The sequence below is a fragment of the Bacteroides sp. AF39-16AC genome (assembly GCF_003602735.1).
Taxonomy (GTDB): domain Bacteria; phylum Bacteroidota; class Bacteroidia; order Bacteroidales; family Bacteroidaceae; genus Bacteroides; species Bacteroides uniformis.
On record NZ_QTLN01000033.1, the window covers coordinates 1 to 14,787 of the forward strand.

Genomic DNA, 14,787 nt, shown 5'->3' on the forward strand with positions numbered 1-14,787 from the left:
GTGGTACACGTTTCAAATGCTACCCGGGTCCCTTTTCAAGTGTTAGCTACACCACTACTTTATTGCGGTAACATTCAAATCTCATAAAGTATTTCTCTATTGTCGGTAAAAGGAATTGACCAAATACCATTTGTAGGTTGAGATAGATAGCTCCCATGATAATGGAGCATACTACGAAAATAAGGTTGCTGCTGAACTCATCCCAACCATAGTGTAGTACGGTCTGACGGGCTAAAACACCAATGATGACAATTGTTCCGAAAACAATCAGATTCAAAGTTATATGCTCTATCTTATTCTGCTCCATAATGACATATGTTAATCGTTTGTGTGCAAATATATATCATTTGCAAGATGTGTAGATACATTTCCCGGGAAGTGGCAGCTTTTGGCACCGGTAGGTAGCATTTTTCTATGCCATCTGTGCCACAATAGCAAAGGAAAGTCCGACATGGGACTAGCCTACATCGGACTTTTAAGTTGTGGGTATCAGCAATTGTAAGTGTTAGCTGACCTTATTGGAATAAATAGTGATATACCATTCTGCTTGGAGGCAACTTTATTGATAACCCATTTCCTGAATGCAGCGGAATGTCCAGTGTCTATTTGATAGGATAGGGCTATAATCATGTTGAGATTATACACATCGTCACTATTCCCATTCTCCAACTTTATGCATTGGCAAACTTCATACCCCTTTAAGATGTTGGCTTTCAATATCGCTTTTATACGGGAATTGATTGCTCCAGCCGTTGTATAAAACAAATCGGCAATCTCCCAAGCGGTCATCCATACTTCGCCATCAGAGATATGGATGCCTTGTCCGTTGTTTGTTATGATTCCTCGTTTCATAGCTGTAATTTATTTCAGTGAAATCTTATTTGCTGTCTCTCGTTTCTTTACATTGACCAAATCTGCGTAGATTTGAGTAGTGGAAACGTTCTTGTGGGTTAACATCTTTGAAACTGTGTAAATGTCTGTGCCTAAAGAGATTTGTATGACTGCGTAGCTATGCCTGAATCCATGGAAGGTTATCGGCTTCGTTATTCCTGCCTTTTTGAGCCAGTTCTTCAGCGGATAGTTAATCATACTTCGTTTCAACCCTTTGAATACCTTACCTGTGTCGGGCGTACCGCATAGTTCATAGGCTTCGTAGCTGATGGGGAGTGTCGCTTCTGTTTGGGTTTTCTGTGTTCTGATACGCAAGCAATAGCCTTGGTCGGGAGCAATGGCAAAATCTTCCCATTGAAGATTGAGAATATCGCTGATGCGTAAACCTGTCAGACAAGCAAACAATGAGGCGGCTTTCAGAACGGGGATGTCGCAAGGAGTGGCGGCAAGTTGTTTCACTTCGTCCAATGTCAGGTACTCTTTTTTCACATCTTGTGGTTCAATCTTGTCAAGATAGTCATTGATATTCTCCCGAAACCATTTGTCCCGATAGGCAATCTTCAACAATCCTCTGAAAGTGGAGTAGTAGCTGGATGCCGAATTGAGAGATATGGGACGATTGCTGTGTTTGAGCTGCTTGGCATTCAACAGGTACTCACGGAACTTCTTACATAAATCCACATTCACTTCGCCGAAGGTACATTGCCCTTTGACGAAGTTGTAGAAATGCTGATAGACAAACATCCATTTCTGGTCTTTGCTTCGGCACATCTTTTTGAAGTAGGCGAGAAAGTCGGCTTTCTGTTTGGTCTTGTCTAAGAAACCGAACTCTTCATTGATGAGCGATTGCACTCTGATACAACGGATAGCCTCTGCCTTGTTCAACATATCGTTGTTGAACTCCCGTTCCATTTCATTTTTTGGATGGGCATAGATGTAGATGCCGAGGTATTCTCGACGGCTCATCTGCATTGTCTCAGGGTTACGGACTGCCGGATAATAATCCAGATACAAGGAGATGCGATTATTCCGAATTGCTCTCTGACGAACTGTTACTTTTGTACATGTGTGTGACATACTGTTTAATATTTAGAGTTTTACATCTGTTTGGTGCAAAGGAATAAGGTGATTCAATGGTGACAACATTCACCGATAAATAACTTATTCAATCTTTGGGGCTTCAAGCAATTTATCCAGTTCCGGTTTGGAGATAAGTGTGTATTTGCCCTTCTTGACCTTTGGGATATTATGATACTTCGCATAATGATAGAGTTGGTCACGGGTGAGATTGAACTTTTCCATAGCTTCGGCTACCGTATAATATTGCGGTTCTTCGGGTGTAGCCACACCTTTGGCAATATCGACATGCTTCTTGGAATAGTACACCATTATACCTTCTTTCTTCTTCGGGATGGCATTCTTGGAAACGAAAGTGTAGATTGCAGATAAGGTCATGCCGAATTTTTCCTGCATTTCCTGTGTGCTATACCATTCGGTAATGTCGGGGTTCGGGATTTTCTTGGCAAAGTAAGCATCCATGTGTTTCTTGCTCCAGTAGGTTTTGCCACGATTGAAAGTGCGAGGAATGTTGTTCTTTTTGGCTACCACAAATATCCATGATTCGTTTACATGGTATTTTTCTTTGACTTCGGCAGTGGTGTAGAAGTCGGTGATAGGAGCTTTCTCTTTTGTAGGGGTATGGAACTCTGTCGGATTATTGAATAACTCATCAATATCCTTTTTCTTCAAAAGGTATTTGAAGCCTAATCGAGTGACCTTTAATTCCCCTCGTTTAATGTAACCGTAAACGGTTGGTCGGGTTACTCCGAGATAGATTGCGGTTTCGGTAATTGTGAGAAATGGCTTGTCTTTGATTCTTTCAATAGGCTTTTCATCAATCTTCTTCTCTATGAATTGATTGTTAGCCTTGATTGCTTCGTCACGCTTCTTCTTTTTATAAAGAGCGTTGGCGCATTGTTTGGAACAACAAGCTGTTGTTGTTTTCTGGGCGATAAACTCTTTACCGCACCAAGCGCAAATTCGCTTAATTTTCAAGTTACTGCTCATTTTAATTCATCTTTATTTCTCCGTTATTACTGTAAATTCCCGTAAAACCGTGTAAAATGGCGTATAGTTTCTCTACTACCTTTCCACAGGATTTGCGGTCTTCAACAAGCGAGCAACAAATACGGTACAAAAATGAGCTGAAAAAGCCCTATAAATGATAACCATCACTTATAAGGCCAAAAAGAAAGGCGTTCAAAATGAACGCCTTAATAATCGTTGATGATATATGCTAATCGTTGATAATTACCACTTACTTCCCGATGCAAAAATGTTCAAAAATATTCCCAAGTACCATGTCGTTCGTAACTTCCCCCGCAATATCGCTTAGATGGAAAATACATTCGCGGATATCTTGTGAAACAAAATCTCCGGATAGATTTTCTGCTAGCCCTTGTTGGACCCGGTGGATGGCTTCCAAGGCATGGGTCAAAGCCTCGTAGTGGCGTATATTCGTGACAATGACATCGTTTTGGGTAACCGTGGGCAGGTTAGCGGCAGAGATTAGCATTTGCTGAAGCTTGTCGAGGTTGGTACGCCCTTTGGCAGAGATGGAGATGCATTGCACATTAGTAGCGGCCAGGGTGAAACTGGGGGTGAGGATGGTTGAGGCATCCTGCACCAGATCGGCCTTGTTGAATACGAGAATGAGCCGTTTCCCTTCGCAACGGGGAAGTATCTGGGCAGTTAGTTGTGGTATCCGTGAGACGGCATTCGTGGCATCAACTACCCAGAGCACGATTTCCGCCTGCTCCAATTTCTGGAAGGTTCGCTCAATTCCTAGGCTCTCGATGGTGTCGCTCGTTTCGCGTATGCCTGCCGTATCAATAAACCGGAAAGTTATCCCGCCAAGATTGACTGTGTCTTCTATCACATCTCGGGTTGTCCCGTGTATGTCGCTTACAATGGCTCGTTCCTCGTTTAGTAGTGCATTCAGCAGGGTGGATTTACCAGCATTCGTTTCGCCGATGATGGCTACGGGCACACCGTTCTTGATGGCATTGCCTACACTGAAGGATTGTACTAAACGGGAAATTACCTGCTCTATGCCGTCTGCTAGGAGACATAGCTCGGAGCGGTCTGCAAATTCCAGTTCTTCGTGGTCGCTGAAGTCCAGCTCCAGTTCTATGAGTGATGTGAAGTGCAGCAATTGGTCGCGTAGTGAGGCCAGCTCTTTACTGAACCCACCGCGCATTTGGCTCATGGCGAGGCGGTGAGTGGCGGCAGAGGTGGAGGCGATGAGGTCGGCCACGGCTTCGGCCTGGCTTAGGTCCATTTTGCCGCCCAAGAAGGCCCGTTGCGTGTACTCACCGGGAGCTGCCAGGCGGCAACCATTACCGATGAGCAGTTGCAACACCTTCTGAAGAATATAGCTCGAACCGTGGCACATGATTTCCGTGCTATCCTCGCCCGTGTACGAGTGGGGGGTACGGAATAAGCTTACAAGTACTTCGTCTATGATGTTTTCTTCTTCATGGATATGACCGAAGGTAAGTGTGTATGGCTTGGCATCCTTCAGCTTCTTCCCCTTCCGGGCAGGGGTAAATATGCGGGATGTTATCTCTATGGCATCCGGTCCGGAGACACGGATGCATCCTATGGCTCCCCCTTGGGCGGTGGCTATGGCACAAATGGTATCTTGGTTCATTTTATCCGGCTTATTTTTATTCAGCAAAGATAATGGTTTCTTTACAAAAAAGAGAGATGGTGATTCAACTTATGGGCTTTTATCGTAACTTTGTGCAAATCGATAATGGATAGATGCTTATAAAGCCTAATCCGCCTCTGTGCCCATTGTGGGTATAGCAGGACATTGCTACACTATACAGACCAGCAACGGGCACGTCAGGCAGGATGTGATGAAGTCATTACTAAACCCTACTCCTAGGATTGGCTGAAGGAAAGGGAGGAGCATTTCTTGAAGGATACTTAGATACGGTCGAGTACTGTTTTGATAAGAGTATCTATCGTATTCTTGTATCCCGTGTTAGCTTCTTTTATCAGGCGGTTGGCAATGACCATGCATACCGTCATGGCCTTGTGCCCCATCAGACGGCTCAAGCCTGCCAGGGCAGAACTTTCCATCTCGAAGTTGGTAATACGGTAGCCGTTGTATTCAAATTTTTCAATCTTCTCATTCTGATGTGGGTCGGCAAGCGGCACGCGTAACTCGCGTCCTTGAGGTCCGAAGAAGCCCCCGGCGGCAATCGTTACGCCACGTACCATGTCGTTTTGTGCGATGCGGTCTATCAGTTCAGTGCTTGCATCAATGACGTAGGGGGCAGGGGCACACATGTTGCCGGACCATCCCATATGGTTGAGGAAGGCACGCTCCATGGGCAGGTCGCACACGGAGTTGCGTCCGGCATAGAAGTTGAGCAGCCCATCGAAACCAATGGACTTTTCAGAACATACAAATGTACCCACCGGAGTGTAGGGTTGCAAGCCGCCGCAGGTGCCGATACGTACCAGCTCAAGGCTACGTAGGCGGGGCTTTTCTTCGCGCGTCTCGAAGTCGATGTTTGCCAGGGCATCCAGTTCGTTCATCACGATATCGATGTTGTCACATCCGATACCGGTGGAAACCACCGTAATACGTTTCCCCTGGTAAGTACCGGTGATAGTCTTGAACTCGCGGCTTTCCACTTCACATTCCTTGTTCTCGAAATGGGAGGCAACCAGTGCCACCCGTCCGGGGTCGCCTACCAAGATGACTTTATCTGCCAGCCATTCGGGCTTTACGTGAAGATGAAATACAGAACCGTCTTCATTGATGATCAGTTCGGAAGAGGCGAAATATTTCTTCATATGCTTGAGGCTTTAATCTTTTGTTTATAAATAGAAACGCCGGGAACCGATTCTTGTTCACCGGTTCCGGCGTTTCGTCAGTTACTTTCCGGGTTATTTACTCAACGGCTGGCTGGTATTGCCCGTCGTCGGTTTGGCAATGTTTTCGCGCATGGAAGTGTCGGCTTCTATATTCTTCATCCGGTAATAGTCCATGATACCCAGATTGCCGTTGCGGAATGCTTCGGCCATGGCCTTGGGTACTTCCGCTTCTGCCTCGATAACTTTGGCACGGGCTTCCTGGGCTTTTGCCTTCATTTCCTGCTCTGTGGCTACGGCCATGGCGCGGCGTTCCTCTGCCTTGGCTTGAGCAATGTTCTTGTCGGCATTGGCTTGGTCTATCTGCAGGGCGGCACCGATATTCTTACCTATGTCAATATCAGCAATGTCAATGGACAGAATTTCGAATGCTGTTCCGGCATCCAACCCCTTGCGCAATACCAGTTTGGAGATAGAATCCGGATTCTCCAATACAGACTTATGATTCTCTGACGAACCGATGGAAGACACAATACCCTCGCCTACACGGGCCAGAATCGTGTCTTCTCCGGCACCTCCCACCAATTGGCGGATATTGGCGCGCACCGTTACACGGGCCTTGGCAATCAGCTGGATACCGTCTTTGGCAACAGCTGTCACGGGAGGAGTGTCAATTACTTTGGGGTTAACGGACATCTGTACGGCTTCGAATACGTCACGGCCGGCAAGGTCGATGGCGGTTGCCATCTGGAACGGCAGCTCGATATTGGCTTTAGAGGCGGATACCAGTGCGTGTACCACCCGCTCTACGTGACCTCCGGCAAGGTAGTGCGCTTCCAGTTCGTCGCGCGTGATGTTTTGCAATCCTGCTTTATGAGCTTCAATCATGCCGGGCACAATGATATAAGGAGGAACATTACGGATACGCATCAGGAAAAGTTGTACCAGCGAGATGTTTACTCCCGATACTTTGGCAGACAGCCACAAGAAGAACGGTACATAATGGAAGAAAAGTACCAGGAAGATAATGCCTCCTATAATGAGGAAGGCGGTTAAATACATTGTGCTTGGATCCATGAGATTAAATATTAATTGTTAGTTATAAATAGGTTGATTCCTGAAATTTCACTGCTTGAGCCGTTCCACTAAGAGGACTCCGTCGGCAATACGGTCTACGATAATCGGAGTCTTTTCGTTCAGGAAGCCGTCTGATGACTTTACTTCCACGATGTCTCCGTTGATTTCGGCATAGCCGATAAGAGCCAGGCGAGTAGTGGTTACGCCTATATCACCTACCTTGACTTTTTCCTCGGCACTACGGTCTACTTTGGAGGTGATGTTTTTTTTCAATGCAATTTTGTCGAGTGTCTTGGAGCGCATGAACCATACCAACGAGCCGATACAAGCCAGGGCAGATATGATAAGCGTAATGACACCTGCCGTGGTACCCATATAGGCAAAGGCATAGTAGTTGGCAAAGATGATGCAACCTCCTGCCAGAAAACCGGCAACGCTGATGCCCGGAATTACGAATAATTCCACTAAGAACAAGATTACTGCTCCTATAATCAATGAGGCGATAATGAGTATATCCATAGTTGTCTTTATTTGGTGGCTTGTTTTTCCAGGTTGCGCACTTGAATGGCAGTCTGCTCCATCTCAGTGGACAATTGCCGTACACGTTGCTCCAGGTCGAGGATGGCGGCGGACATCTTGTCCTTTTCCTGCTTGTTGGCTCGGGAGTATTCCGAACGCATATCTTCCAGTTTCTCCTGCAGTTGTTTGTAGCTCTGCTCCAGCTGATTGTATTTGCCATACGAGGCTTTGGCCTGTGGGGAGCGGAAATCGTCCAGCTGGTAGTAGGTGGAGTGGTCGTCAATGATGAATTGGAAATCATGCTTCTTGGTAGTCCGCGGCTTTGCGTTGGCAGCAGTCCGAAGCCTTTCTCGGGCGCCCTTTACCGCATCGGTGTCCGTCCATGTGTCCTTGATAGAGTGAAGTTGCGCCAATGATATCATCTTGTCCGGGTCCATCCCTTCGTAGTTGTACACTTGCTTGGATGAGTTGGGAATGAATACATAGATACACACTTTGCCTTCGGGCTGGTAGCGGTCGGAGGCAAACCATCCCAAGTCGTTGAATTCGTCGATGACGTACATATAGTCGTTGTAGGGCGAATTGAACGGCATGCCCACATTTTCCGGCATCAGATAGGAGTCGGTATTCGTATTGTAACGGGTGACGAAAATGTCATATCCTCCCATCGAGCCAGGGCCATCCGAAGCATAGTAGATAGTGATACCGTCCGTAAGTACATAGGGATAGTCTGCATTCATGGCCTCGTTGATGCTTCCGGGCAACAAGCTGCCATCACTCCATTTGTCCAGCAACTTGTTGCGCGAAAGGATACTGAGGGTGCTGTCCGGTTGCATTTCGCTATAATATAGCTTATTGCCCAGCTCCGTTTCGTATACCGTTCCGCCTTCCTTACCGGAATCATTGAAGTAGGTGTCGTACATGAACAGCTTGCCCGATTCGGGGCTGATTTTGTATGCATCCAGGAATTTTTCCTTGTCTACCACAAAGCTGTCGATGAAGCAGACCTCTTCCACGCCTTTCAGCATGCGCAAGTTGGATTTGCTTTTTTCCAATAATTGTTCGGCCTCTTCGGTGGAGCGTTTTCTCTTTCTCAGGTCGGAAATGTAGGTCTCATAAGTCTCGATGGCTTCTTCGAACCGATATAAATCATTGTATGCCCGGGCCAAATAGAGTTGCCCGCTGGGGACGCGTCTCTTGACGGCGCTTTCCAGGTGTTTCAAGGCTTCTGCGGGTTCGCCGGTTTCCAGGCAACATACACCGTACCATAGGTTGTAATTTCCATTGCCAGGTTGTGTCTTGACGAGTTTCTTGAAAGTGGGCTTGGCTTCTTCGTATTCTCCCTTCTCGTACAAGGCTTTGGCTTCTGCCAGGCTTTGTGCGGAAATTGTTATGCTCAAAAGGCCGAATAGAAAGAAAAGGATATATTTTTTATTCATATTGATACATGCTGATTGTTCAGAAGGTCAAAAATACAAATTTATCGTGAATAAAGCTGGTTTCCGTAATTCTATTTTGTTAATTCTTCTTTAAATCGTTCTTTTGCCTTACTTTTGCAACCGGAAGAGCTATAATTCATAACTTATAACTCATAACTCGTATCAATGGCACGATTTACTGAAGAAGAAAAGATGTTGCGCCGCATAGACAAGCGGTTTAGCAAAGGTGTGGTGGAATATGGGCTGATAGAGGACGGCGATAAGATTCTTATCGGGCTTTCGGGAGGCAAGGACTCTTTGGCGCTGGTGGAATTGTTGGCACGGCGTGCCCGTGTCTATAAACCCCGTTTTTCCGTTGTCGCCGTACATGTAGTGATGAAGAATATACCTTATCAAAGCGATGTGGACTATCTGAGGGAGTACGTAGAGTCGTGGGGAGTGCCTTTTGTTCTCTTTGAAACGGAGTTTGATGCCACGACAGATACCCGCAAGTCTCCTTGTTTTCTTTGCTCTTGGAATAGGCGGAAGGCATTATTTACCGTAGCCAAGGAGCAGGGATGCAATAAAATCGCGTTAGGCCATCACATGGATGATATTCTGGAGACCTTGCTGATGAATATCACCTATCAGGGAGCGTTCAGCTCTATGCCCCCCCGGCTGGTAATGAAGAAGTTTGATATGACGATTATCCGTCCGATGTGTCTGGTACATGAGGCGGATTTGATGGAGTTGGCGCAAGTGAGGGGGTATCGTAAGCAGGTGAAGAATTGTCCGTATGAGTCACAATCCAGCCGTAGTGCAATGAAAGGCATTCTGAAACAATTGGAGGAAATGAATCCTGAGGCACGCTATAGTCTATGGGGGAGTATGACGAATGTGCAAGAGGAATTGCTGCCTGCAATCATTAATCATTAATCACTAATCATTAATCACTATATGAAAGCATTTTATACCATTTTGCTATTGATTGTATCTAATATTTTCATGACGTTTGCCTGGTATGGGCATCTGAAGCTACAAGAGACAAAAGTCATCTCCAACTGGCCGTTGTATGCCGTGGTGCTGTTTTCCTGGGTAATAGCTTTGGCAGAGTATTCTTGCCAGGTTCCGGCCAATCGGATAGGCTTTTTAGGCAATGGAGGCCCGTTCTCATTGATGCAACTCAAAGTGATTCAGGAAGTAATCACTTTGATTATCTTTACGGTGTTCACAACGGTTCTTTTCAAGGGGGAAACGCTGCATTGGAATCATTTTGCCGCTTTTGTATGTCTGGTACTGGCGGTATATTTTGTATTTTATAAATGATGGGTTAATCGCATTTGCACATTATTTCATATACTTCTCCATTCCTTTTGTTAAGAACGTTTGAAGCTTTCCTTCTTCATCCGTATAAATGAAACAGGCGTCGATATCCGGATGTGCATCCGCCACGCGTTCTGCTTCTTCCAGCCCCATCACCATGAATGCCGTGGCATAGGCGTCTGCACTCATGCAATCTTTGGCAATGACGGTGGCTGACAAGATGCTGTGCTGTACCGGATAGCCGGTACGCGGGTCGATGGTATGCGCATATTTCTTTCCGTCTTTATAGTAGTAGTTGCGATAATTGCCCGATGTAGCCATGCCTAAATCCGTGACTAGCAGCACTGCTTGCAGTTCCTGGTTCACTGCCAGTGAGTCGTCTATCGGCTTGTTCAAACCGATGCGCCAAGGTCCATTTTGAGGGTTTTGCCCGTGAACAACCACTTCTCCGCCTATATCGACCATAAAGTTGCGGATACCCTTCTTCTTCAGAAGTTGGGCTATGACATCTACTGCATATCCTTTTGCCACAGCGCTGCACGAGAGCATTATACGCGAGTCTGTTTTCACCACTTTCCCTTCATCGGACAATTTTACTTTTTCGTATCCTGTCATCTCCAGCAGGCTGTCTATCATGGCAGAGTCGGGGAAGTTACCCTTCTTGAACCCAAATCCCCAGGCATTGGCAAGAGGGGCAACGGTGATATCGAAGGCACCATCGGTCTCCCGGGAGATTTCCATGCTACGTCGGAAGACGTTGGTAAAGAATGTGTCGGGCACAATGTCCTCGTTGCGGTTGATGCGCGTAATGGTCGCCGTGTCATTGAAAGGGGACAAGGAACCGTCGAAACGTTTGAGTTCCGCTTCTATCTCCGCCTTCAGATTTTGGTCACATTGATAAGTCACTTTATATACCGTACCGAATATCAGTCCGTTATCCGTCTGATAAGGAGTGACTTGGTTGTGGCGGGCAAGTATCCAGATGGTTCCCAGTACCAGTAGGGCAATCCATAAAAAATTCCGTTGTACTTTCTTTTCCATATCCTATCTGAGTTTTTACTTTTTAATTAAAAGAAGAGATGCTCTACCAATATCTTGGTACCGATGATGACGAGGATAATCCCTCCCCAAAGTTCGGCGCGCAGTCTGCGGGCTATGCCACATCCGAAACGGATGCCGAACATCAGGCCGACCATCGACAAGGCGAATGATACAAAACCGATAATGCCGATGGGAGAAAGAATAGCCGAGAATTGCTTGATACCGAGGAATGCAAACGAAACACCTACCGCCAATGCATCGATGCTGGTTGCCACGGCCAGAGCGAGCACCACCTTCAGGCTGGTAGGGTCATACTCGTGCTTGCAATCTTCGTCCTTGAAGGATTCCATTATCATGCGTCCGCCCAGGAAGGCAAGGATACCGAATGCAATCCAATGGTCAATACTTTCTATCAGGTGGCTGAAAAAACTGGCGCCTATCCATCCCAGCAGAGGCATCAAAGCCTGGAAAAAGCCGAAGCTGATGGCCATCACCAGCATAGGGCGCAGCCGGGCGCGTTTCAATATAATTCCGCTGGCTATAGAAACGGCGAAACAATCCATCGCAAGTCCTACGGCCAGTAGCCAAATCTCTAACCCTGTCATAAGTCGCTTAAAGAGGTAGTTTATAAGTTATCGTATAGGTTACTCCCATCGTGTTGGAGCCATATTTCCCGAAACCGGGCACATACCACGGGTCACCGTATTCATCGGCCGAGGCAGACAATTTGAACTTGAAGCGTAGTGACCAGCCCATGTACAATGCCTTCCAGACGTGCGCCCGGATACCGACACAAAATTCCGCCCATTGCATGGAGCCTTTCATTCCTTTATGGTTATAGGGCAGGCTGCCTCCCCATATCTCGTCGTCCAGATTCGGATTGCCTACGATGCCACCGTATATCGGGTCGTCCAGTCCCAAGGCGTCTACATCGTACTTGAAGCTACTTACACCGTAACGCAAGCCTACGAGTAGCATGTGTCCGTGCTGCTTCTTGTATAGCGTGTTATAGTCCATTCCTATGCGGAAGTAGGGGGCGTTGCTTTTGTAGTGTATGCCTTTGTCACTCCAGGTGTCCGTGGAGCCATATCCCAGTTCGGCAATAGGGAAGAAGCGGTTCTTGAGGTTTACATCCACGGCCACTTCGGAACTCAGGAAATCTCCTCCAAATACGGAACTTCCGATTCCCCACAAGTCCAAGCCGACGGACATGCCGTTGTATAACGGATAGTGCACTTCTTCTTTCGCGTCCTTCTTCTCCTTCTTGGGAGGTGCTCCCTGGGGGGGGACGGTAGGATTCCCGTTCTGCGCCCGTAGGGGGAGGAACATCAGCAGGCAGAGTGCCAGACTAATAGAATAACTTAAGATTTTCCTTTCCATAGATGCCTGCTTCATTGTCTTTGATGTATATCGAGTCCAGAGAGATGCGGGTGCACGTTACGCTTGTGATGGCCTGCTTCATCTGATAGCCGCAATCCATCGATAGGAAATAGGGGGTGTTGGTGTGGCGTATCACCATCGTGTCACTCTTGGTCCGGCTATACTTGAATATCAGCTTGGTGGAATCCTCCGTATAGCGCAGTGGCAGGGAGATGTCGTGTACCTTCTTCTGGTTGTTGATGATGATGGAGTCGGTGCCGTATGCTGTGACGGTGAGCGAGTCGAGCGTGTCGTTCTCCACGTATTGGGTTTCGGGGTCTACTCTATAAAGAATGCAATTCACCATGGGGCGTGCCGTCATGGAGCAATCTGCCTCCTCCGAGCAGGAGATAGCTATGCTTATTATCGGGCAAAGGATAGCTCCGAGTATGACAAGTCTGACTAATTTTTTCATCGTTAAATGGTTTTCTCTATTTGATATTTGTTTCGTTCCGGGGCATTACGTGAAATCAGCTCTCCGAGGAATCCTGCCACGAACAGTTGTGTGCCGATAATCATGGAGGTCAACGAGAGGTAGAAGTAGGGAGAGTCCGTCACAAGGCGGTAGGGCATGCCATGGTGCATGTAGTACAACTTGCTGACACCCACTATGACCACGGCTATGAAGCCGAAGATGAACATCAGCGAACCCAGCAATCCGAAAAAGTGCATGGGCTTGATGCCGAACCGGGAAAGGAACCAAAGGGAAAGCAAGTCCAGATACCCGTTTACAAAACGGTTCAGCCCGAACTTGGTCTTTCCGTATTTGCGTGCCTGATGGTGCACCACTTTCTCGCCGATTTTCTTGAAGCCGGCGTTCTTGGCCAGGTAAGGGATGTAGCGGTGCATTTCGCCGTATACTTCTATATTCTTGACCACCTCTTTGCGATACGCCTTCAGTCCGCAATTAAAGTCGTGCAGGTTTTTGATGCCCGATACTTTGCGGGCGGTGGCATTGAACAATTTGGTGGGGAGGGTCTTCGACAACGGGTCGTAACGTTTCTGCTTCCAGCCCGATACGAGGTCATAGCCGTCTTGGGTAATCATGCGGTAGAGTTCGGGTATTTCGTCGGGGCTGTCCTGCAGGTCGGCGTCCATGGTTATCACGACGTCGCCTTGTGCTTGTTCGAAACCACAGAACAATGCCGGCGACTTCCCGTAGTTGCGGCGGAACTTAATGCCCCGTACCTTGTCCGGAGCTTGTGCCTGCAATTGTTCGATTACCTGCCAGGAACGGTCGGTACTTCCGTCGTTCACGAAAATCACTTCGTATGAAAAACCGTTGGCATTCATCACCCGCTCAATCCATGCGAACAGTTCGGGGAGTGATTCTTCTTCATTATATAGTGGTACGACAACTGAAATATCCATTGATGTATGATTTTTCTATTTTACAATTGAAATAACATTTCTTTTTGCTGTTCCGTCACTCTGCCGGAGCGTCGTCTTTCTTGCGTCTCATCACGAACAAGGCGGTGGGGAAAGCCAGTATCGAACCCCAAAATACATTGGACGATATCATCTGTAGCGTAATGTCGATAGGACTGAGCAGTCGGGCTGTCTCCAGAGCTTCCTGATAGGTGGCGATGTACGAATCCATTCCCGGCATGTTGCTTTGGGCAAGCGTGTCTACCATCGTTTCGCACGTGTTTATCACATATCCGTGGTCTATGAACCTGAAGTAGATGTAGTGTGCCACAGCGGCAAGCAGCGCGGCAAACATATACATGAAAACGGTGAATATCCATGCATGCAGGAAGCTGATGCCGCCTCCGCATACCTGATTACGATACATCCGTGCATAATAATATCCCATAAAAGGTACGCATAGCGTGAGTCCCATGAAAAGGAAAAGTAAAAAAGGAACCGACAGTCCCACCGGAAAGAGTATGAACTTCAATATCCAAAAACCTCCCATATAGGTACCGAACAGCATTGCGTATCGTTGCATGTAACCTCTATTTTCTGTCATCTTTCTTAGAAATAATGTGCAAAGGTACAAATATAGTTGGATTCAAGGGCAAGCCGATGTGCAGATTTTAATTTTTAATTCTTTAATTTTTCATTATTAATTAAAAAAGAAAAGGTGATACATTTCGTATCACCTTTTCTTTTTCTGAGCCTCTTGTCGGATTCGAACCAACGACCCCGAGATTACAAATCACGTGCTCTGGCCAACTGAGCTAAAGAGGCGGGTGGGTAAGCTTGC

The 14,787-nt window shown here is 46.9% G+C and carries 16 protein-coding genes, 1 tRNA gene and 1 pseudogene; 2 read left to right on the forward strand and 16 right to left on the reverse strand.

From position 1 onward, the window contains the following. Positions 1-49 precede the first annotated feature (49 nt). From DW039_RS18805 to DW039_RS18845, 9 genes and pseudogenes are all read right to left on the reverse strand, one after another. Positions 50-307: pseudogene (locus DW039_RS18805) on the reverse strand (mobilization protein); the annotation flags it as partial. Between the two features lie 182 nt (positions 308-489). Beyond that, positions 490-852: a lipofamily protein gene (locus DW039_RS18810; RefSeq protein ID WP_117703583.1), complete on the reverse strand. Its 363-nt coding sequence runs from the start codon at positions 850-852 to the stop codon at positions 490-492. A gap of 9 nt (positions 853-861) precedes the next feature. Further along, entirely contained in the window at positions 862-1,968 is a 1,107-nt protein-coding gene (locus DW039_RS18815; RefSeq protein WP_117703584.1) for a site-specific integrase, read from the reverse strand. A gap of 84 nt (positions 1,969-2,052) precedes the next feature. Then, positions 2,053-2,958: a helix-turn-helix domain-containing protein gene (locus DW039_RS18820; RefSeq protein WP_117703585.1), complete on the reverse strand. Its 906-nt coding sequence runs from the start codon at positions 2,956-2,958 to the stop codon at positions 2,053-2,055. A gap of 250 nt (positions 2,959-3,208) precedes the next feature. Beyond that, entirely contained in the window at positions 3,209-4,603 is a 1,395-nt protein-coding gene (gene mnmE, locus DW039_RS18825) for a tRNA uridine-5-carboxymethylaminomethyl(34) synthesis GTPase MnmE (RefSeq protein WP_120382236.1), read from the reverse strand. 281 nt (positions 4,604-4,884) lie between these two features. After that, on the reverse strand, positions 4,885-5,763 hold the full coding sequence (locus DW039_RS18830; RefSeq protein WP_009036776.1) for a nucleoside phosphorylase: 879 nt from the start codon (positions 5,761-5,763) through the stop codon (positions 4,885-4,887). A gap of 93 nt (positions 5,764-5,856) precedes the next feature. Then, entirely contained in the window at positions 5,857-6,858 is a 1,002-nt protein-coding gene (gene floA / locus DW039_RS18835) for a flotillin-like protein FloA (protein ID WP_005826863.1), read from the reverse strand. 48 nt (positions 6,859-6,906) lie between these two features. Beyond that, entirely contained in the window at positions 6,907-7,377 is a 471-nt protein-coding gene (locus DW039_RS18840) for an NfeD family protein (protein ID WP_005826862.1), read from the reverse strand. 8 nt (positions 7,378-7,385) lie between these two features. Further along, positions 7,386-8,816: a M48 family metallopeptidase gene (locus tag DW039_RS18845; RefSeq protein ID WP_120382229.1), complete on the reverse strand. Its 1,431-nt coding sequence runs from the start codon at positions 8,814-8,816 to the stop codon at positions 7,386-7,388. 165 nt (positions 8,817-8,981) lie between these two features. On the opposite strand from DW039_RS18845, the gene DW039_RS18850 reads away from it, so the two are divergent. Both DW039_RS18850 and DW039_RS18855 read left to right on the forward strand, forming a co-directional pair. Beyond that, the gene (locus tag DW039_RS18850; protein ID WP_005826857.1) at positions 8,982-9,731 is read left to right on the forward strand and encodes an ATP-binding protein; all 750 of its coding nucleotides are present in this window, start codon (positions 8,982-8,984) and stop codon (positions 9,729-9,731) included. Positions 9,732-9,752: 21 nt separating this feature from the next. Further along, complete coding sequence (locus tag DW039_RS18855) at positions 9,753-10,121, forward strand: DMT family protein (RefSeq protein ID WP_005826856.1); 369 nt, start codon at positions 9,753-9,755, stop codon at positions 10,119-10,121. A gap of 21 nt (positions 10,122-10,142) precedes the next feature. Here DW039_RS18855 and DW039_RS18860 read toward each other — a convergent pair whose 3' ends face one another. The 7 genes from DW039_RS18860 to DW039_RS18890 form a co-directional block, all read right to left on the reverse strand. Next, positions 10,143-11,159: an FAD:protein FMN transferase gene (locus tag DW039_RS18860; protein ID WP_005826854.1), complete on the reverse strand. Its 1,017-nt coding sequence runs from the start codon at positions 11,157-11,159 to the stop codon at positions 10,143-10,145. Between the two features lie 26 nt (positions 11,160-11,185). After that, positions 11,186-11,764 (reverse strand): manganese efflux pump MntP family protein, encoded by a 579-nt coding sequence (locus DW039_RS18865; protein ID WP_005826852.1) that lies wholly within the window; start codon positions 11,762-11,764, stop codon positions 11,186-11,188. Between the two features lie 7 nt (positions 11,765-11,771). Then, positions 11,772-12,539: a DUF6048 family protein gene (locus DW039_RS18870; RefSeq protein WP_008663768.1), complete on the reverse strand. Its 768-nt coding sequence runs from the start codon at positions 12,537-12,539 to the stop codon at positions 11,772-11,774. Then, positions 12,508-12,993, reverse strand: coding sequence for a DUF6452 family protein (locus tag DW039_RS18875; protein ID WP_008663766.1), 486 nt, complete (start codon positions 12,991-12,993; stop codon positions 12,508-12,510). Before DW039_RS18875 ends, DW039_RS18870 begins: the two co-directional genes overlap by 32 nt. Positions 12,994-12,995: 2 nt before the next feature. Continuing rightward, positions 12,996-13,949 carry a glycosyltransferase family 2 protein gene (locus DW039_RS18880; protein ID WP_005826846.1) on the reverse strand — a complete coding sequence of 318 codons (954 nt, stop codon included), beginning with the start codon at positions 13,947-13,949 and terminating at the stop codon, positions 12,996-12,998. 55 nt (positions 13,950-14,004) lie between these two features. Then, on the reverse strand, positions 14,005-14,550 hold the full coding sequence (locus DW039_RS18885; RefSeq protein WP_117962577.1) for a DUF4199 domain-containing protein: 546 nt from the start codon (positions 14,548-14,550) through the stop codon (positions 14,005-14,007). 147 nt (positions 14,551-14,697) lie between these two features. Continuing rightward, a tRNA-Thr gene (locus DW039_RS18890) sits at positions 14,698-14,771 on the reverse strand. Between the last annotated feature and the right edge of the window lie 16 nt (positions 14,772-14,787).